The organism is Frigoribacterium sp. PhB118, assembly GCF_003751725.1.
Taxonomy (GTDB): domain Bacteria; phylum Actinomycetota; class Actinomycetes; order Actinomycetales; family Microbacteriaceae; genus Frigoribacterium.
Genome location: NZ_RKID01000003.1, coordinates 61,278 through 78,554, shown reverse-complemented (window position 1 = coordinate 78,554; position 17,277 = coordinate 61,278). Strand labels below are relative to the sequence as shown.

General features: G+C 73.2%; 15 protein-coding genes and 2 pseudogenes. 13 read left to right on the top strand and 4 right to left on the bottom strand.

Annotated features, from left to right (window positions below; all coding sequences use genetic code 11):
• Positions 1-109: 109 nt before the first annotated feature.
• The 8 genes from EDF21_RS09895 (at position 110) to EDF21_RS09860 (ending at position 9,940) form a co-directional block, all read left to right on the top strand.
• Positions 110-1,312, top strand: a complete 1,203-nt coding sequence (locus EDF21_RS09895; RefSeq protein WP_199736332.1) for an ROK family transcriptional regulator — start codon at positions 110-112, stop codon at positions 1,310-1,312.
• Between the two features lie 201 nt (positions 1,313-1,513).
• Positions 1,514-2,836, top strand: coding sequence for an extracellular solute-binding protein (locus tag EDF21_RS09890; protein ID WP_123571471.1), 1,323 nt, complete (start codon positions 1,514-1,516; stop codon positions 2,834-2,836).
• Positions 2,837-2,942: 106 nt separating this feature from the next.
• Positions 2,943-3,944, top strand: a complete 1,002-nt coding sequence (locus EDF21_RS09885) for a carbohydrate ABC transporter permease (protein WP_199736330.1) — start codon at positions 2,943-2,945, stop codon at positions 3,942-3,944.
• Positions 3,941-4,894: a carbohydrate ABC transporter permease gene (locus EDF21_RS09880; RefSeq protein WP_199736328.1), complete on the top strand. Its 954-nt coding sequence runs from the start codon at positions 3,941-3,943 to the stop codon at positions 4,892-4,894. The genes EDF21_RS09885 and EDF21_RS09880 overlap by 4 nt, the downstream gene beginning before the upstream one ends.
• A gap of 4 nt (positions 4,895-4,898) precedes the next feature.
• Positions 4,899-6,620: a beta-N-acetylhexosaminidase gene (locus EDF21_RS09875; protein ID WP_199736326.1), complete on the top strand. Its 1,722-nt coding sequence runs from the start codon at positions 4,899-4,901 to the stop codon at positions 6,618-6,620.
• Positions 6,621-6,642: 22 nt separating this feature from the next.
• The gene (gene nagB, locus EDF21_RS09870; RefSeq protein ID WP_123571241.1) at positions 6,643-7,428 is read left to right on the top strand and encodes a glucosamine-6-phosphate deaminase; all 786 of its coding nucleotides are present in this window, start codon (positions 6,643-6,645) and stop codon (positions 7,426-7,428) included.
• Positions 7,429-7,498: 70 nt separating this feature from the next.
• Complete coding sequence (locus EDF21_RS09865) at positions 7,499-9,181, top strand: amidohydrolase family protein (RefSeq protein WP_123571240.1); 1,683 nt, start codon at positions 7,499-7,501, stop codon at positions 9,179-9,181.
• Between the two features lie 132 nt (positions 9,182-9,313).
• Entirely contained in the window at positions 9,314-9,940 is a 627-nt protein-coding gene (locus EDF21_RS09860) for an NAD(P)-dependent oxidoreductase (RefSeq protein ID WP_123571239.1), read from the top strand.
• A 167-nt stretch (positions 9,941-10,107) separates the two neighbouring features.
• Here EDF21_RS09860 and EDF21_RS09855 read toward each other — a convergent pair whose 3' ends face one another.
• Positions 10,108-10,512, bottom strand: coding sequence for a RidA family protein (locus EDF21_RS09855; protein WP_056043363.1), 405 nt, complete (start codon positions 10,510-10,512; stop codon positions 10,108-10,110).
• Between the two features lie 150 nt (positions 10,513-10,662).
• Here EDF21_RS09855 and EDF21_RS09850 point away from each other — a divergent pair, with 150 nt between their 5' ends.
• The gene (locus tag EDF21_RS09850; RefSeq protein ID WP_158612902.1) at positions 10,663-12,162 is read left to right on the top strand and encodes an alanine racemase; all 1,500 of its coding nucleotides are present in this window, start codon (positions 10,663-10,665) and stop codon (positions 12,160-12,162) included.
• Positions 12,163-12,253: 91 nt separating this feature from the next.
• Here EDF21_RS09850 and EDF21_RS09845 read toward each other — a convergent pair whose 3' ends face one another.
• A complete protein-coding gene (locus EDF21_RS09845; RefSeq protein WP_123571237.1) occupies positions 12,254-13,078 on the bottom strand; it encodes a hypothetical protein in 825 nt (274 codons plus the stop codon).
• Between the two features lie 138 nt (positions 13,079-13,216).
• Here EDF21_RS09845 and EDF21_RS09840 point away from each other — a divergent pair, with 138 nt between their 5' ends.
• Positions 13,217-13,465: a DUF4287 domain-containing protein gene (locus EDF21_RS09840; RefSeq protein ID WP_123571236.1), complete on the top strand. Its 249-nt coding sequence runs from the start codon at positions 13,217-13,219 to the stop codon at positions 13,463-13,465.
• A gap of 45 nt (positions 13,466-13,510) precedes the next feature.
• On the opposite strand, the pseudogene EDF21_RS17090 reads toward EDF21_RS09840, so the two are convergent.
• Together EDF21_RS17090 and EDF21_RS17155 are read right to left on the bottom strand one after the other, a co-directional pair.
• A pseudogene (locus tag EDF21_RS17090) lies at positions 13,511-13,621 on the bottom strand (DivIVA domain-containing protein); the annotation flags it as partial.
• A gap of 45 nt (positions 13,622-13,666) precedes the next feature.
• Positions 13,667-13,747 (bottom strand): annotated as a pseudogene (locus EDF21_RS17155) (DivIVA domain-containing protein); the annotation flags it as partial.
• A 104-nt stretch (positions 13,748-13,851) separates the two neighbouring features.
• Here EDF21_RS17155 and EDF21_RS09830 point away from each other — a divergent pair.
• The 3 genes from EDF21_RS09830 to EDF21_RS09820 are packed head-to-tail and all read left to right on the top strand — an operon-like array spanning position 13,852 to position 16,815.
• Positions 13,852-14,379: an SRPBCC family protein gene (locus tag EDF21_RS09830; protein ID WP_123571234.1), complete on the top strand. Its 528-nt coding sequence runs from the start codon at positions 13,852-13,854 to the stop codon at positions 14,377-14,379.
• Between the two features lie 34 nt (positions 14,380-14,413).
• On the top strand, positions 14,414-15,082 hold the full coding sequence (locus tag EDF21_RS09825) for a response regulator transcription factor (protein WP_123571233.1): 669 nt from the start codon (positions 14,414-14,416) through the stop codon (positions 15,080-15,082).
• Positions 15,079-16,815, top strand: coding sequence for a HAMP domain-containing sensor histidine kinase (locus EDF21_RS09820; protein ID WP_233568453.1), 1,737 nt, complete (start codon positions 15,079-15,081; stop codon positions 16,813-16,815). The genes EDF21_RS09825 and EDF21_RS09820 overlap by 4 nt, the downstream gene beginning before the upstream one ends.
• The last annotated feature ends 462 nt before the right edge of the window (positions 16,816-17,277 follow it).

The window sequence follows — 17,277 nt, the reverse complement described above, 5'->3', positions numbered from 1 at the left end:
CCATTTACTAACGGCACGCCACCACGGCGACGCCACCCGGCACCGCTGCCGACGGGCCCTCTCACCGGGTCCGAGGTCGGCGACGATGCCGAGACGAGAGGACGCGCCCGTGACCAGCACGACGATCACCCGGCAGCAGCAGCCGCCGGTCCGCGCCCACAACCGGTCCCTCCTCCTGCAGGCCCTGTACCGCGACGGCTCCATGAGTAGAGCCGACCTCGCGCGTCGCTCGGGTCTGACGCGCCCCACCGTCTCCGCCCTCGTCGCCGAACTCATCGACGACGGCATCGCCCGCGAGCTCGGCGTCCGCGACGACGCGCGGGTCGGCAAGCCGGCGACGCTCGTCGGAATCGAGTCGGACGCCTTCCACATCGTCACGGTCGACCTGTCGAGCGCCGAGCGTTTCGTCGGGGCCGTCGTCGACCTGCGGGGCGGGGTCGTCGAGCGCGCCGGGGTCGAACTCGACGGGGCCGTCGGCGAGGCCGCCGTGAGCCTGGTCGAGCGGCTCGTCGACGACCTCGCCTCGCGGACGTCCCGCCGGCTGCTCGGGGTCGGCGTCGCGACCCCCGGCATCGTCGACCACGACGGCGTCGTGCGCACGGCCGTCCACCTCGGTTGGTACGACCTCCCGCTGCGGTCCCGACTGTCGGCCCGCACCGGTCTGCCCGTCCACGTGGGCAACGACTCCAACGCCGCGGCGATGGGAATCCGCACCTTCGGCGAAGAGGTCGGGAACGATGCGACCGGGCGGGGCGCGACCGGACCGGGCGCGACCGGACCGGCTGCAGCCGGGCAGAGCGGCGACGGGCGGTCCCCGGCGGGCCAGGGCCTCATCGTCGTCACGATCGACCACGGTGTCGGGGTCGGGCTGATCGTCGCCGGTGCGCTCGTCGAGGGCGACCAGTTCTCGGCCGGCGAGATCGGGCACGTGACGGTCGACGAGAACGGCGACGTGTGCGCGTGCGGTCGACGCGGCTGCCTCGAGGAGGCCATCGCCGCCCCGCAGCTGAGGGCGCGCCTCCGACAGCACGACGAGGGATCGCGCGGCGCCGTCCTCCACGAGGCCGGTCGCGCGCTCGGCCTGGTGCTCGCCCCCATCGTCAGCGCGCTCAACATCGACGAGGTCGTGCTGTCGGGCCCGGCCGACCTGGTCGAGGGCGCGATGCTGCGCGCAGCCCGCGAGACCGTCCGGCAGCGCACGCTGTCCGCCGTCAGCAACGGCCTGACGATGCGGATCGCGGGCAGCGGCACCGACCTCGCCCTGCGAGGCGCCGCGTCGTTCGTGCTGCAGGCCGAACTGGGGTTGACGTGAGCCCGGCGTCGGCACGCCCGGCGTCGGCACGCCCGGTGCCCGGCTCGCCCGGGGCGACCGCCCCACCACAGACCTCGGGGGTCCACCCCCGGAGGCGGCGAGGGCCTCGGCCCGTGCCGCATTCCCGACCCGACGCTTGTGCGAGCGCGGGCCGGGACCACAGCGATGCGGCATCCCCGCTTCGAGAACGAGGAGATGAAATTGCGAATCCAACGCTACACGGCGGTCGGGGCCCTGGGCCTGGCCGCGGCACTCGCCCTGTCCGCCTGCTCGAGCTCGGGCACGGGCGGCAGCTCGTCCGACGAACCCCAGGCCGTGCCCACCACCAAGGGTGACGGCAAGACCCTGACGGTCTGGGTGATGACGGGCGACTACACGCCCGAGACCATCGATGCCGTCAACGAGGAGTTCACGAAGCAGACGGGCGCCGACGTCGACGTCCAGATCCAGCAGTGGGACGGCATCACCACCAAGATCAGCACGGCACTCGCCACGAGCACCCCACCCGACGTGCTCGACCTCGGCAACACGCAGGTCGCCAGCTACGCGGCCAACGGTGCACTCCTCGACCTGACGGCGTACCGCGACGACCTCGAGCAGGGTCAGACCTGGTTGACGGGCCTCGAGGAGCCCGCGACCGTCGACGACTCGCTCTACGCCGTGCCCGGCTTCGCCGGTGCCCGCGCCGTCATCTACAACAAGACGATGTGGGCCGAGGCCGGCGTGACCGAGGCGCCCACCACCTACGACGAGCTCACCGCCGACCTCGACAAGGTGAAGGCCGCGAACACGGCGTCCGACTTCTCGGCGTTCTACCTGCCCGGCCAGTACTGGTACGCGGGCATGCAGTTCGTCTGGGACGCCGGCGGAGAGATCGCCACGTCGAGCGACGGCACCTGGAAGGCGGGCCTGGCGAGCGACGAGGCGCAGCAGGGACTGGCCGACTTCACCGAGTTCCAGAACGCCTACTCGACGCCCGCCTCGCAGACCCTCGACACCGACGCCCCCGACCAGACGCAGGTCTTCGCGGACGGCAAGACGGCGACGATCCTGCACACCAACGGCTCGATCGACCTGATCCAGAAGGCCAACCCCGCCCTGACCGACGACGACTTCGGAACGTTCCCGATGCCGGGCAAGTCGGGCGAGACGCAGCCGGTCATGCTCGGCGGCTCGGACTGGGGAATCGCGGCCAAGAGCCAGAACTCCGACCTGGCCCTGCAGTGGACCAAGATCGCCACGAGCCCGGACATCCAGAGCGAGTGGGTCGTGGGCAACGACGGCTGGATCCCGAACAGCGAAGAGGGCATCGAGGCGGCCGGCAGCGTGGTGACGCCGATCCAGAAGGGCTTCTTCGACGCCGCCCTCAACTCGAAGGCCACCCCCGCCAGCGCGAACTGGGCGGCCCTCGAGGGCGACAAGAGCATCAACCAGCTCTTCTCCTCGGTGGTCTCGGGCTCGAAGTCGCCCGAGGCGGCCGCGAAGTCCTTCGACGAGGCCACCGACGAGGCGCTGAACGACTAGCACCGAGCCCTCGGCAGCACCCCGGGGGCGTCACGCGACCACCTGATCGCGTGACGCTCCCGCCCCCTCGACCCGCACCTCCTGGACTCGAACCGAAAGAGGAACCGTGGCCCTCTCGATCGCCCCCGGTCTCACCGAGACCCCGCCCGGCGCGGCACCCGACCAGAAGGGCGGCCGGCGTCCGAAGGCCGAACGGAAGGCCCCGGTGCGCCCCGGCGGGAAGCGCCAGCTCGCCCCGCTCTGGCTGCTGTCGCCCGCGGGCATCGTGCTGCTCGCCGTGACCGTCGCGCCCATCGTGTTCCTGGTCTTCACGTCGTTCACCGACTACGACCAGCGCTCGCTCTTCACCGGCGCGTACGACTCGGTCGGCGTGCAGCAGTACGCGACCCTGCTGGCCGACACCGACTTCTGGTGGTCGCTCGTCCGCACGCTGGTCTTCACGGCCGCGATGGTCGGCGGCAGCGTCCTGATCGGCACGGGCGTCTCGCACCTGCTCACCCGGCTCGGCACGCCGATGCGCTACACGGTGACCGTCGTGCTGATCCTCGCCTGGGCGATGCCGAACGTGGCGTCGTCGATCGTCTGGAAGTGGCTGTTCCAGCCCGGCTACGGCGTCGTGAACTGGCTGTTGACCCGGACCGGCCTGGTGGGTGACATGACCAACGTCGACTGGTCGAACGACGCGGCCCTCGCCTACACGAGCATCTGGCTGCTGATCGTGTGGCAGGCGGTGCCCTTCATCGCGCTGACCATGTACGCCGCCGAGACGCAGATCCCGCTCGAGTACAAAGAGGCCGCGCGGCTCGACGGGGCGAGCGAGTGGCGCGTGTACCGGACCGTCACCCTGGTCTTCCTCAAGCCGACGCTGCTGATGATCACGATCCTGTCGATCATCTGGGACTTCAACGTCTTCAACCAGATCTGGCTCGTCTCGGCCGGCGGCCCTGACGACGCCACCTCGACCCTCGGCGTCTTCACCTACGTCACCGCGTTCGTCGGCTTCGACATCGGGCAGGGCGCCGCCATCTCGGTCGTCACCACCCTGCTGCTCGTCGTGTTGACCGCGTTCTACGTCCGCAACCTCGTCCGATCCGGAGAAGACCTGTGACCACGACCGCACCCGCCGGCGTCGGCACCACGACGACCGAGACCGTCGCGCGCGACGAGAGAAGCAAGGAGGCGCGCTCGGGCCACGGCACCGGCCGCCCGTCGCCCGCCCGCCCGACCCGTCGCCGCCGGAAGCCCCGCTGGGTCAGCAACGCGATCGCGATCGTCTTCAGCCTCGTGTGGCTGTTCCCCGTCTACTGGATGGTCAACACGGCGTTCAAGCCGCGCCCCGAGGTGATGACGGCCACCCCGCTGTTCTGGCCGCAGAACCCGACCCTCGACAACTTCGTCGTCGCGGTGACGCAGTCCGACTTCTTCACGAACCTGCGCAACAGCGTGATCGTCGTGGTCGGGGCCGTCGTCTTCTCGATCGTGCTCGGACTGTTCGCCTCGGCCGCCCTGTCGCGGTTCCGGTTCCGGGGGCGGCGCACGATCATGGTGTTCATCCTGATCGTGCAGATGCTGCCGGCGACGGCCCTGTTGATCCCGCAGTTCCTGATCTTCAACAGCCTCGGGCTGCTCGGCACCTACGGCGGGCTCATCCTGGCGTACGTGGCGTCGACGCTGCCGTTCTCGATCTGGGTGATGCGCGGGTTCTTCCTGGCGATCCCGGTCGAGGTCGAGGAGGCCGCGCAACTCGACGGCGCGAGCACCTGGCAGGTGCTGACGCGGATCATGTTCCCGCTCGTGCTGCCCGGCATGATCGCGACGAGCATCTTCGCCTTCATCGCCGCGTGGAACGACTACCTCGTGGCCTACACGTTCATGAAGGATCAGTCGATGTACACGCTGCCGGTCTGGCTGGCCTCGTTCAGCACGCCGACCAGCGGCACCGACTTCGGCGGACAGATGGCGGCCTCGGTGCTGTTCTCCCTGCCGGTCGTCGTCTTCTTCATGATCATCCAACGCAACCTGGTGACCGGCATGTCCGCCGGCGCCGTGAAGGGCTGACCCCGTGACGACCGACTCCTCGACCCCCTCGACCACCAGGCGGGCCGGCACCGCGACCCCCGAGACCGCACTGGTCGCGATCGTGCCGCGTCCTGCCCGGCTGACCCGCGCCTCCGGGGCGTTCCGGCTCGACTCGGCGACACGCGTCTCGGCGCCCGACGAGCTGGCCGGCGTCGTCGCCTGGCTGCAGCAGGCGCTGCGCCCCGCGACCGGCCTGCCGCTCCGCGAGGGCAGCGCCGACGGGACCGGCATCTCCTTCGACCTGGACGCCTCGCTCGGCGCCGAGGCCTACCGGCTGGAGGCGCGACCCGCGGGGGTGCGCATCACCGGTGGCGACGCGGCCGGCGCGTTCCACGGGGCGCAGGTGCTGCGACAGCTGCTGCCCGCGGCCGCGTACCGGACGGCCCTCGTGCCCGGGGTCGACTGGGTCGTGCCCGCCGTCGACGTCGAGGACCGACCACGCTTCGGCTGGCGCGGCACGCACCTCGACGTCGCCCGGCACTTCCTGCCCAAGCGCGACGTCCTGCGGTTCGTCGACCTCATGGCCCTGCACCGGCTCAACACGCTGCACTGGCACCTCACCGAGGACCAGGGCTGGCGCATCGAGATCACGAAGTACCCGCGCCTGACCTCGGTCGGCGCGTGGCGGGGGTCGTCGCAGGTGGGGGCGGGGCCGGACGCGACCCAGGACGGCCGACCGCACGGCGGTTTCTACTCGCAGGACGACATCCGCGAGGTGGTCGCCTACGCCGCGGCCCGCCACATCACGGTCGTGCCCGAGGTCGACGTGCCCGGCCACTCGATGGCGGCGATCACGGCGTACCCGCACCTCGGCGTCGGCGCCGTCGAGGTCGGCGGGACGCCCGTGGCGGCGCCCCGGCAGATCGCCGTGGGGACCGAGTGGGGCATCTTCGAGGACGTCCTCAACACCGAGCAGACGACCGTCGACTTCTACACCGACGTGCTCGACGAGGTGATGGAGCTCTTCCCGGGCACCTGGATCGGCATCGGCGGCGACGAGTGCCCCAAGGCGCAGTGGCGGGCCGACCCGCGCACGCAGGAGCTCATGCGGGACCGCGGCCTCGCCGACGAGGAGGAACTGCAGGCGTGGTTCATCGGGCGGCTCGACGCGCACCTCACCGCGGCCGGGCGCCGCACCTTCGGGTGGGACGAGATCCTCGAGGGGAACGCCACGATGTCACCCGGCGCGACGGTCGCGTCGTGGCGGGGCATGACCGGCGCGATCACGGCGGCACGACGCGGCTACGACGTCGTGGCGTGTCCCGACGACCAGGTCTACCTCGACTACCGGCAGTCGGACGGGCCCGACGAGCCGATCCCGGTGTCGATCCCGCTCACCCTGGCCGACGTGTTCGCGTTCGAACCGGTGCCCGCGCAGCTCACCGAGGACGAGGCCCGTCACGTGCTCGGAGGCCAGGCCAACATCTGGACCGAGCACATGGACTCGCCCCGCACCGTCGACTTCTTCGCGTTCCCCCGGTTGTGCGCCGTCGCCGAGGCGCTGTGGACGACCGAACCGCGGGACTTCGACGACTTCTCCACACGGCTGGCCGTGCACCTCGGACGCCTCGACGCCCTCGGCGTCGAGTACCGGCGGGAGTCGGGGCCGCTACCGTGGCAGCAGCGTCCGGGCGTGCCCGGGCGGCCGGCCTCACGCGAAGAACGCGAGGCGTACATCGCGTCGGTCGTGGCCAACATCGTCTGACGCCTCGGCAGCAAGGAGCCCCATGGAGATCGTCATCGTCCGCGACGCCGACGAGGTCGGCCGTGTCGCCGCCCTCAAGATCGCGTCCGTCGTCCAGCGCGACCCCGAGGCCGTGCTGGGCCTCGCGACCGGGTCGTCGCCCACCGGCATCTACGCGTCGCTCGCGGCCCGGGTCGCGGCGGGCGAACTCGACTTCGGCCGCGCCTCCGGGTTCGCGCTCGACGAGTACGTCGGCATCCCGCTCGAGCACCCCGAGAGCTACGCCTCGGTGATCGAGCGCGACGTCGTCGTACCCCTGGGCATGGACGCGTCGAAGGTCCACGTGCCCGACGGGCGGGCCTCCGACGTCGAGGCCGCGGTCGTCGAGTACGAGCGGGCCATCGCCGACGCGGGCGGCATCGACATCCAGATCCTCGGCATCGGGGCGAACGGGCACATCGGCTTCAACGAGCCCACCTCGTCCTTCGCGTCGCGCACCCGCATCAAGACGCTCGCCCCGCAGACCCGGGCCGACAACGCCCGGTTCTTCGACGACCCGTCGCAGGTGCCCACGCACTGCCTGACGCAGGGGCTCGGCACCATCCTCGACGCGCACGAGGTCGTGCTCGTGGCGCAGGGGTCGTCGAAGGCGTCGGCGGTCGCGGGCATGATCGAGGGGCCGCTCGGCGCGATGTGCCCCGGCAGCGCGTTGCAGTTGCACCGGCACGCCACGATCGTCGTCGACGAAGCCGCGGCGTCGCAGCTGCAGCTGGCGGACTACTACCGCTACACCTACGCGAACAAGCCCGTGTGGCAGCGCTTCGAGTAGCGCACCCGTCCTGGCGACGACCGCGGTGCTCCCGTGACGGCGGCGGCGTCCGCGTAACGGCGGCGTCCTCGTGACGACGCTGGTGCTCGCGGGCGGGACGGTCTGGGACGGGTCCGGAGGCGCGGGTCGCGTCGCGGACGTCGTCGTGCGCGACGGCGTGGTCGCGGCCGTGGGGCCCGGGGCCGCGGCGTCCGTGGGTGACGGTCGCCGCGCCTCCTCGTCCGGGGTCGAGGTGGTCGACGCGAGCGGACTCGACGTGCTGCCGGGCTTCGTCGACGTGCACGCGCACGACGACGCCGCGTTGTTCCGCCCGGGAGGGGTCGCCCCCAAGACCGGGCAGGGCGTGACGACCACGATCGTCGGCAACTGCGGCCAGGGTGTCGCGCCGTCGCCGACCGATCCTGACGACCGTTCGCTCGAGGACTACTCGCGGCCGGTGCTCGGCGGGTTCCCTGCGCGACGATGGGCGACGTTCGCCGACTACGTGCGGACGCTGGCCGAGGGCGACGCCGACGGCACCTTCGGCCTGCACGCCGCGACCCTCGTCCCGCACGCCCCCCTGCGGGCGGGCGTGCTCGGCTTCGACCGCCGACCGGCCGACGGCGTCGAGCGGTCGCTCATCGCGGCGTCGGTGGGCGAGGCGCTCGACGCCGGGGCGCTCGGCGTCTCACTCGGCCTCATGTACGCACCCGGCGACGCCGCCGACCGGCCCGAACTCGTCGCCCTGGCCCGGGAGTGCGCGGTGCGGGGCAAGCTGCTGGTCGCCCACGTCCGCAACGAGGCCGACGGACTCCGCGACTCGATCGACGAGCTGGCGTCGCTGGGGCGTGAGACCGGGGCCGCCGTCCACGTCAGCCACCTGAAGGTGACCGGGCCGCGGAACGTCGGCGGCATGCCCGCGATCGTGGAGCACCTCGACGCCCTGCGCGACGACGGTGTCGACGTCAGCGCGGACGTCTACCCCTACGACGCGGGCAGCACGACGGTCGCGTCGCTGTTCCCGCCGGCCACGGCCGACCACGGGGTCGAGAGCCTGCTCGAGGCGCTCCGACCCGGCACGCGCTCGCGGCGGCAGGTGCTCGACGGGTTGCTCGAGCCCTGGGCCGGATCGACGCTCGAGAACCAGTACGCCGCGATCGGCCCCGAGCGGATCTCGGCGGCGGGGTTCACGCGACCCGAGCACGCGGGCTTCGAGGGCCGGCCGCTCGCCGAGATCGCCGAGGCGGTCGGTGCCGACCCGCGCGAGGTGCTCGCCGACCTCGTCCTCGCCGAACGGGGCGCCTTGACCGTCATCGTGTTCCATACCGACCTCGAGGGCATGCGGACGGCCCTGGCGTGGCCGCACACCCTGGTCGGCTCGGACGGGCTGCCGCGCGAGACCGGCACCGTGCATCCCCGCCTGTACGGGACGTTCTCGCGCGTGCTCGACGAGTACGCCGGGTCGGGACCGCAGGCCGTGCTGTCGCGGGGCGAGGCGATCGCGCGCATGTCGACCCGCGCCTCCTCGCGGTTCGGGCTGAGAGGCACGCGTGCCAGTGCGGGTGCCGGTGCGGGCGGCATCGGTGGTGGCGGCGGCGACGGCGGTGTGGGCGGTGGCCGGGCAGGAGGCGCGCTCGGCATCGCCGCCGGGGCCGTCGCCGACCTCCAGCTGGTCGACCCGGGGGCGTACGCCGACCGGGCCACCTACGCGACGCCCCGCCTCGGCCCCTCGGGGCTGGTCGGTCTCTGGGCTGCGGGCCTTCGCCTCCGCTGAGCGTGCCTCCGGTGACCCCGTCTCGTTGACCTGTCTCGGCTGGCCCGATCCGCCCTGCCGCGACCCTGCGCAGGCGTTCTCGGCCCGCTCTTGGTCGGACGGTGTTCGCTTCGATGAACGACAGGAGGCGCGATGAAGGTTCTGGTGTTGGGAGCGACAGGGGGCACGGGCTCCCACGTCCTGCGGGTCGCCCTGTCGGCGGGGCACGACGTGACGGTGCTCGTCCGCGACGCCTCGTCCCTCGACGTGACGGAGGGCGTCCGGGTGCTCACCGGGGACGCGACCTCGGCCGAGGACGTCCGCGCCGCCGTCGCCGGCCAGGACGCCGTGCTGAACGCGATCGGCTCGCGGAACATGCGGCACCCGGTCGAGGTCGAGGTCGGGCGAGCCCTGCTGCCGGCGATGCACGACGCGGGCGTCGACCGACTCGTCGTCTGTTCGGCCTTCGGCGTCGGCGAGAGTCAGACCGATGCGAACACCTTCCAGAAGATGTTCTTCCACACCGTGCTCGGCAAGGTCTACGCCGCCAAGGACGTCGCCGACGCCGAGGTGCGCGAGAGCGGACTCGACTGGACGCTCGTCTACCCGACGCGCCTCACCGACGACCCGGCGACCGGGTCGCTCGCCACGGGGGAGCGGTTGCCCCAGGGGGCGGGCAGCCACGTGACCCGTGCCGACGTGGCGCGCTTCATGCTCGCCCAGCTGACCGACGCGACGTGGTCACGGAAGATCGTGGTCGTGACGGGCGCGACCGACTGACCTGCGCCTCCTGTGGTCGCGCCGCCTGGACGCCGCGCCACCCCGAACACGGGCGTGTCCGGGGTGGGCGGGCGATCGTGCCGACCAGGAAAGTGCGAACTCGCCCGCTGTCGACGAGCGGCAGGGCGGCAGAGCCGCAGGCCGCAGGCCCGGAGAGCCGCAGCGCGTCAGCTGAGGATGGCGAGCGCGTCGATCTCGACGAGCATGGCCTCGTTCGGCAGCTCGACGAAGACCGTCGTGCGGGTGGGGAACACCCCGCTCGGGACGTTCTGCAGCAGGTAGGTCTCGTACGCGGCGTTCATCTCGGCGAAGTCGTCGCGCGTGGTGAGGAACACGCGCAGCGACACGACGTCGTCGAACGTCCCGCCGGCGCCCTCGACGATCGCCTTGACGTTGTCGAGCGTGCGGACGGTCTGCGACGTCAGGTCGCCGGGGTGCAGGTACTCGCTCGTGGCGGGGTCTTGCGGGCCCTGGCCCGACACGCTGAGGAACCCGTTCTTGAGCACGCCCTGCGAGAAGGTCGAGATGGGGGTGGGGGCGCCGCCGGTGCGGACTTCGGTCTTCTCGCTCACAGGTCTGCTCTTCTCTGGTGGATGGTCGGTGGGCCCGACGTGAGGTGTCGCCCGTCGGGGGTGGCTGCAAAACTACCGTCAGGTACCGACACACGGCCTGACCGCAGCACCACTCCGCCCACCCCCGAACCGCACCCGTCGGAAGGCACCATGACCACGTCGTCCTCGACCCCGTCCGCCCCCGTCCCCACCAAGGTGGGCTTCGGCCGCGAGCCCCGGCCGGTCCCGCTGATCGACCTCGCGACCCCGCTGCTCACGATCGACCTCGACGCCCTCACCCACAACGTCGAGACCATGGCCGCCTGGTGTCGCGAGGGCGGGGTCGACCTGGCGCCGCACGGCAAGACGACGATGGCGCCCGAGATCTGGCGCCGGCAGCTCGACGCCGGCGCGTGGGGCATCACGCTCGCGACGGCGTTCCAGGTCGCCGTCGCGCGCGAGGCCGGGGTGCCGAACGTCGTCCTGGCGGGCACCGCGTTCGCGCCCGCGACCCTCGCGGCGCTCGCCGCGCCCGGCGTCGACGTGCTCATGTGGGTCGACTCGGTCGAGACGGTGCGCCTCGTCGACGCCGCCCTGGCGCGGGCCGAGGGCGAGCGTCCGCTCGCCGTGCTGGTCGAGTTCGGGTCGCCGCTCGGCCGGACCGGCGCGCGCTCGGTGCGCGAGGCGCTGCTCGTCGCCGAGGCCGTGGCGGCGGCACCGCACCTCGTCCTGGCCGGGGTGGCCGGGTACGAGGGCGCCCTCACGCACGACGTCGACGCGGCCGGCATCGCCGTGGTCGACGACTACCTGCGGGGGCTCCTCGAGGTGCTCGACGGCATCGGTGCGCCGGCCTTCGACCCGTGGCTGTCGAAAGGTCACGACGTGGTGGTGACGGCCGGCGGCAGCGTCTACTTCGACCGTGTCGTCGCCGTGCTCGGCGACCGGCACGACCCCTCGGGTCTGCAGGGGCCGCGCACGCGCGTCGTGCTGCGGTCGGGTTCGTACGTCGCCCACGACCACGACCTCTATCGCCGGCTGACCCCGTTCGCCCGCGACACGATGCCGTCGACCCGCCACGCCGTGCCGTCGACCGCAGGAGGCGCGGCCGGCGTCGACGCCGACGTCACGGTCGTCGTCGGCGACGGTTCGGCGGGGTCGCAGGCCGACCGCGAGATGGGCGGGCCGACCGACGGCGAACTCACCGGATTCGACGGCGCGGCCGAGGGGTTCGACGCCGAGCGGGCCGAGGGGTTCGACGCCGAACAGGTCGAGGGGCCGACGATCGAGCCCTCGTTCCTGCCGACCCTCGAGCTCTGGGCGTCCGTGGTGTCCCGTCCCGAGCCCGGGCTCGCCCTGCTCAACGTCGGACGGCGCGACACGTCGGACGACGAGGGGTTCCCGGTGCCGCTCGAGGCGTGGCGTCCGCAGGCGGCCGACCGGCGCCTCCCGGGGGTGCTCGACGGGTCGCACGTGTCGGCCCTCAACGACCAGCACGCCTTCCTGCGGCTGGACCCGGCGTCGGGGCTGCAGGTCGGCGACCTGGTGCGGCTCGGCGTCTCGCACCCCTGCACCACGATCGACAAGTGGAACGAGATCGCCACGGTGCGGGGCTCGGCCGACCGCCGCGGTGTGCCACCCGTCGTCGAGGGCAGCATCACCACGCGGTTCTGACGGAGCCTGCTGTTCTGACGAAGCCTGCTGTGCTGACCGGTGCCGGCGCTTCCGAGCGGCCGGCGCCCTGACGGCCGGTGCGGCCGGCGGCCTACGAGCCCGAGCCCTCGTCGGTGCCGGGGGTGGGGGTCGGCGCGTCCGTGGGAGGGGCGGGCGCGTCCGTCGGCGGGGTGGGGCGGTCGGAGTCGTCCTCGGTGTCGCCGGAGTCCGTCTTCGGGCCGCCCTTCTCGCCGGGGCCGTGGCCCGGGCCGCGCTTCTCTCCCGGGCCCTGCGGTCCGCCAGCCATCGGGCCGCCGGCGGCGGGGCCGCCCTCCGGTGCCTCGGGCAGAGCCTTCCCGTCGGGGCCGGTGCCGGGGGCCGGCAGGGCTTTGCCGTCGGGCCCGGTGCCCTCGGCCGGAGTGCTCTCGTCCGAGTCGTCACCCGCAGCAGGCGGGGTCGGTGCGTCGGTGGGTGCACCGGCGGCGTCGTCGGAGCCTCGTCCTCCCGGCCCCTGGCGTGAGCCGTCGGCCTGGTCCGTCGCGTCGTCCCGGCCCGGCGTCGCGCTCGAGGAGGCGCTGGTCGAGCTCCCGGCGTTCGACACCGCGACGGCGGTGCTGGTCCCGACCAGGGCGAGGCCGGCCGCCGCGATGCCGATGCCGACGAGCAGGCCCTTCCTCGGGCGCCGTCGCGGGGTCGACTCGGCTCGGAACGCGCTGCCGTCCGTGGGCAGTTCGCGGGTGCGCTGGTCGTCGGCGACGATCGGGGTGGTCGGGGCCGTGGGCTGGCCCGACGGCCGGGCCGGCAGCTCGGTCGTCGCACGGGCGTCCTGGTCCTCGTCCTCACGACGCAGTCGCTCGGCCCACGCATCGTCCTGCGCGGGGGTGTTCTCGTCGCGACGGTCGTCGTCGCGGCCGTCGGGGGTGGTGTCCTTCGCCATGGTGTCTCCAGATGTCGGGTGCCGGGCGAGCCGCGGTGCGGCTGGCGGTCGGGGCGTTCCCTCCGGCAGACACCACTCTCGGAACCGAATCTGAAGCGGGGCTTAAGTCGCGTCGACACCGACTGCTACCGTCACGGCATGTCCGAGCAACGCGTCCTGGCACCCGAACCGCCCGCCGACGGCCAGACCGTCAAAGGGCCGGCGTCGTACTTCCCGAGCATCGAGCGCACCTACGGGCGGCCGGTCCAGGAGTGGCTCGACCTGGTCGACGAGCGTCTCGACGAGCACGCGCACATGCAGGTGGTGTCGTGGCTGAAGTCCGAACACGGCCTGGGCCACGGGCACGCCAACGCGATCGTCGCGTACGTGCGCCACGCCCGCGGCTGACGCGTCGTCGAGACGCGGTCAGCGGCCCCCGGCCGACTGGCGTCCCCTGAGCTCGACGACGACCTGGTCCAGGAAGTCGTCGACCTCGTCCTGGTCGTAGCCTTCCCTGAACCTCGTCGGTCGGAACCGGGCGGCCACGACGTCGACGTCTGCCAGGAGGCCGACGGTGGTCCCCTGCTCGTAGGCCGCGAGGGTGGCCCGGATGCGCTCGAGGAACGGGTCAACGTCCTCCATCGCGTAGCCGTCGCGGAAGCGGGTCGGGGTGAATCTCTTCTCGGTCACGTCTAGTGCGAGCACGTCGCTCCTCGGGTCGGGTGTCGACAGGTCTGTCCTGATCTTTCCACGCCCGTGGTCGCCCGGACGTCCGGAGGTGCGACGATGAGCCCATGCCCGTCGTCGAGTCCCGTTGTGTCGTTCCTGTCGACCTCCACGTCGCCTTCGCGGTGTCGCAGACCCAGGGGGAGGCGCGAAAGCGGTGGGACCCGTTCATCCGGCGGCAGTACCTGGTGGGCGGGGCGACCCGGGCCGCCAAGGGGGTCCGGACGTTCACCGTGCAGCGTTTCGGGTTCCGGATGGAGAGCGAGTACGTCTCGTACAACCCACCGACGAACGTCGGCATGAAGATGACGAAGGGGTCGTGGTTCTTCGCGCGCATGGGCGGGGGATGGCGGTTCAGCGAGGTCGACGGCGACCCGAGCTCGACCGAGGCCGTCTGGCGCTACAACTTCTCGTGCAAGCCGGCGTGGCTGGCGCCCGTGGCCGAGCGCATCGGCGCCGTCCTCCTGCAGCGCGACATCGACCGACGCATCCGCGGTTTCGCCCGGGGCTGCGTCGACCCGTTCGTCCTCGCCCACCTCGACCCCGACCTCGGCGGCGGCCACGCGACCCACACCGCACCCCCAGCCCGTCCATAGCCTCCGCCCACCGACCGGCCCTACCGTTCGGAGGATGCTCAGCCCCGCCCGTGTCCTCGTGATCGACGACGACGAGACCATCCGCACCGCCGTCGTCACCGCGCTGGGCGCCGAGGGCTTCGCCGTGCACGGTCTCGCGGACGGCTCCGACCTGTCCGAACAGCTGAAGGCGTTCGTGCCCGACCTCGTCGTGCTCGACTGGATGCTCCCCGGGGCGAGCGGCATCCGGCTCGCGGGCACGATCCGCACCTCGTCCGACGCGGCGGTCGTCATGCTGACCGCCCGCGACGAGGTCGACGACCGGCTGCGCGGCTTCTCCGAGGGCGTCGACGACTACGTGGTCAAGCCCTTCGCCGTCGCCGAACTGATCGCGCGCGTCACGGCCGTCCTCCGCCGCCGCGGCCGCATCCCGTCGGTGATCGAGATCGGCGACCTCGTCGTCGACCCCGAGGCGGCCCGCATCACGCGGGGCGGCGAACCGCTCGACCTCACCGCGACCGAGTTCCGCCTGCTCGGCTTCCTCGCCGAGAGCCGCGGACGCACCGTCTCGAAGACCCAGATCCTCACCCAGGTCTGGGGCTACGACGACTACGACCCCAACCTCGTCGAGGTGCACCTCAGTGCCCTGCGCCGCAAGATGGAGACCCGGGGCCCCCGCCTCATCCACACCGTCCGCGGCCTCGGCTACCGGATGAGCGCGTGAGGCGCCCCCGCCGTCCCGCGGCGCTCTCGACGGGACACCACCCCCGAGGAGGCGCGGTGCCGGCCCCCGAGACCGCCACCCCCGGGCTGCGTACCGGCTCGTTGCGCGTCCGCACGGTCGTCGCCGTGCTGCTGCTGCTGGCCGTCCTGCTGGCGGCGCTCGCCGTGACGGTCGAGCTCACGCTCGGCCAGCGACTCCGCGCCCAGGTCGTGGACCGGCTCTCGGACCGCGCCGCGGCCGCCGCGGCCCTGGTCGGCACGGTGGACGGCGACGAGCTCGCCGACCGGCTCTCGGCCCAGGGGCTCTCGGTCGTCATCCGTGACGCCGACGGCGACGCCATCGTCGCCGGCCCGAGCCCCGACCAGCTGCGCGAGGGCCCGCCCTCGCTCGGCGACGGCCCCGGACGCGGCGGCCCGGCCTCGGGGCTCGACGACGGACCAGGAGGCGCGGGCGCCGGCAGCCCGGACGGCACCGGCACCGGCACCGGCACCGATGAGACCGGCACCGACTCCCCGAGCGGCACCGACGCCGGGGACGCGACCGGCACCTCCTCGTCCGACGCGGTCACGGTCACCTCGTCCGAGGTGCGGAGCGACGACGAGGTGACCACGCTCGTCTCGCAGCTCAGCGACGGGTCGACGATCACCCTGACCACGGACTCGCGGTCGGTGGGCGAGACCCTGGTGCAGCTGCGCTGGGTGATGATCGGCGCCTCCGCGGCGTTCCTGCTGATCGCCGCGATCGGTCTCGCCCTCGTGGTGCGGGCCACCCTGCGGCCGCTCGACCGGATGACCGGCGTCGCCCGGTCGATCGCACACGGCGACCGGGGACGACGCCTGCGGCCGGCCCGACGCGACACCGAGATCGGCCGGGTCGCCGTCGCCTTCGACGAGATGCTCGACGGTGTCGAAGGGGCCGAGCGGGCCGCGCTCGACGCCGAGACGCGGGTGCGCGCGTTCGTGTCGGACGCCGCCCACGAGCTGCGCACCCCCGTCGCCGGGATGCGCGCCGCGGCCGACACCCTCGTGCGGTCACCCGGCACGGCCGACGAACGCGAGCGGCTGGCGACGCACGTGGTGCGCGAGGCCGAGCGCGCCTCCCGGTTGATCGACGACATGCTGCTGATGGCCCGCGTCGACCAGGGCATCTCGCTGGACGTCGCACCCGTCGACCTCGGGGCGTCGCTGCTCGCCGACGTCGAGCGTCAGCGGCTGCGACGGCCGTCGCTCGACCTGCGCGTCCTGCTGCCCGACGGCCCGGTCGTGGTGGCGGCCGACGCGGGTCGGGTCTCGCAGATCGTCGGCAACCTGGTCGACAACGCCGCCCGGGCGACGGGGGGCACGGGGCGGGTGACGCTCTGGCTCGACGCATCGCGTACCGACGAGGTCGCGGTGCTCGTGTCCGACGACGGCCCGGGCGTGCCCGAGCGCGACCGCGAGCGGGTGTTCGACCGGCTGGTGCGGCTGGACGAGGCCCGACGGTCCGGGGACGGAGGCGCGGGCCTGGGGCTGCCCATCGCCCGCGGTCTGGCCCGCGCCCACGGCGGCGATCTGGTCTGCGAGCCTCCCGGGGTCGGCCGGCCCGGCGCGGTGTTCCGGCTGACGCTGCCCGTCGCCGTGCGTGCGGTCCGGGCCGGATCGGAGGCGGCTGCGGCTGGTGCGGCGGCTGCGGCGGCTGGCGCCCCGACGGCCGCAGCCGCGCCCGCGCCCGCGCTGCGTCGCACCGCCCACTGAACATCGCGCCGCCCACATCGGCGGTGCGACGTTCAGCCGGCGGTGCGCCGGCGGCCCGGCCCGGCGGCCCGGCCCGGCGGCCCGGCCCGGCGGCCCGGCCCGGCGGCCCGGCCCGGCGGCCCGGCCCGGCGGCCCGGCCCGGCCCGGGGCCGAGGTCGCACCACGCCCGTGTCGTGGAACTACGCCCCCGGGTGGTTCGAGGACGCGACGGTGGTGCGGCGTCCAGCTGGCGGTGCGTCGGCGGGTCGGTGGCCCGGCCCGGCCCGGGGCCGAGGTCGCACCACGCCCGTGTCGTGGAACCACGCCCCCGGGTGGTTCGAGGACGCGACGGTGGTGCGACGTCGAGCTGGCGGTGCGTCGGCGGGTCGGTGGCCGGGCCCGGGGCCGAGGTCGCACCACGCCCGTGTCGTGGAACCACGCCCCCGGGTGGTTCGACGACGCGACGGTGGTGCGACGTCGACC

What these genes read in the sequence shown, in the direction of transcription:
- EDF21_RS09860 (WP_123571239.1), top strand. Translation starts at nt 9,314, where the DNA reads ATGAAGGTTCTGGTGTTGGGAGCGACAGGGGGCACGGGCTCCCACGTC.
- EDF21_RS09845 (WP_123571237.1), bottom strand. Translation starts at nt 13,078, where the DNA reads ATGGCGAAGGACACCACCCCCGACGGCCGCGACGACGACCGTCGCGAC.
- EDF21_RS09850 (WP_158612902.1), top strand. Translation starts at nt 10,663, where the DNA reads ATGACCACGTCGTCCTCGACCCCGTCCGCCCCCGTCCCCACCAAGGTG.
- EDF21_RS09825 (WP_123571233.1), top strand. Translation starts at nt 14,414, where the DNA reads ATGCTCAGCCCCGCCCGTGTCCTCGTGATCGACGACGACGAGACCATC.
- EDF21_RS09840 (WP_123571236.1), top strand. Translation starts at nt 13,217, where the DNA reads ATGTCCGAGCAACGCGTCCTGGCACCCGAACCGCCCGCCGACGGCCAG.
- nagB (WP_123571241.1), top strand. Translation starts at nt 6,643, where the DNA reads ATGGAGATCGTCATCGTCCGCGACGCCGACGAGGTCGGCCGTGTCGCC.
- EDF21_RS09830 (WP_123571234.1), top strand. Translation starts at nt 13,852, where the DNA reads ATGCCCGTCGTCGAGTCCCGTTGTGTCGTTCCTGTCGACCTCCACGTC.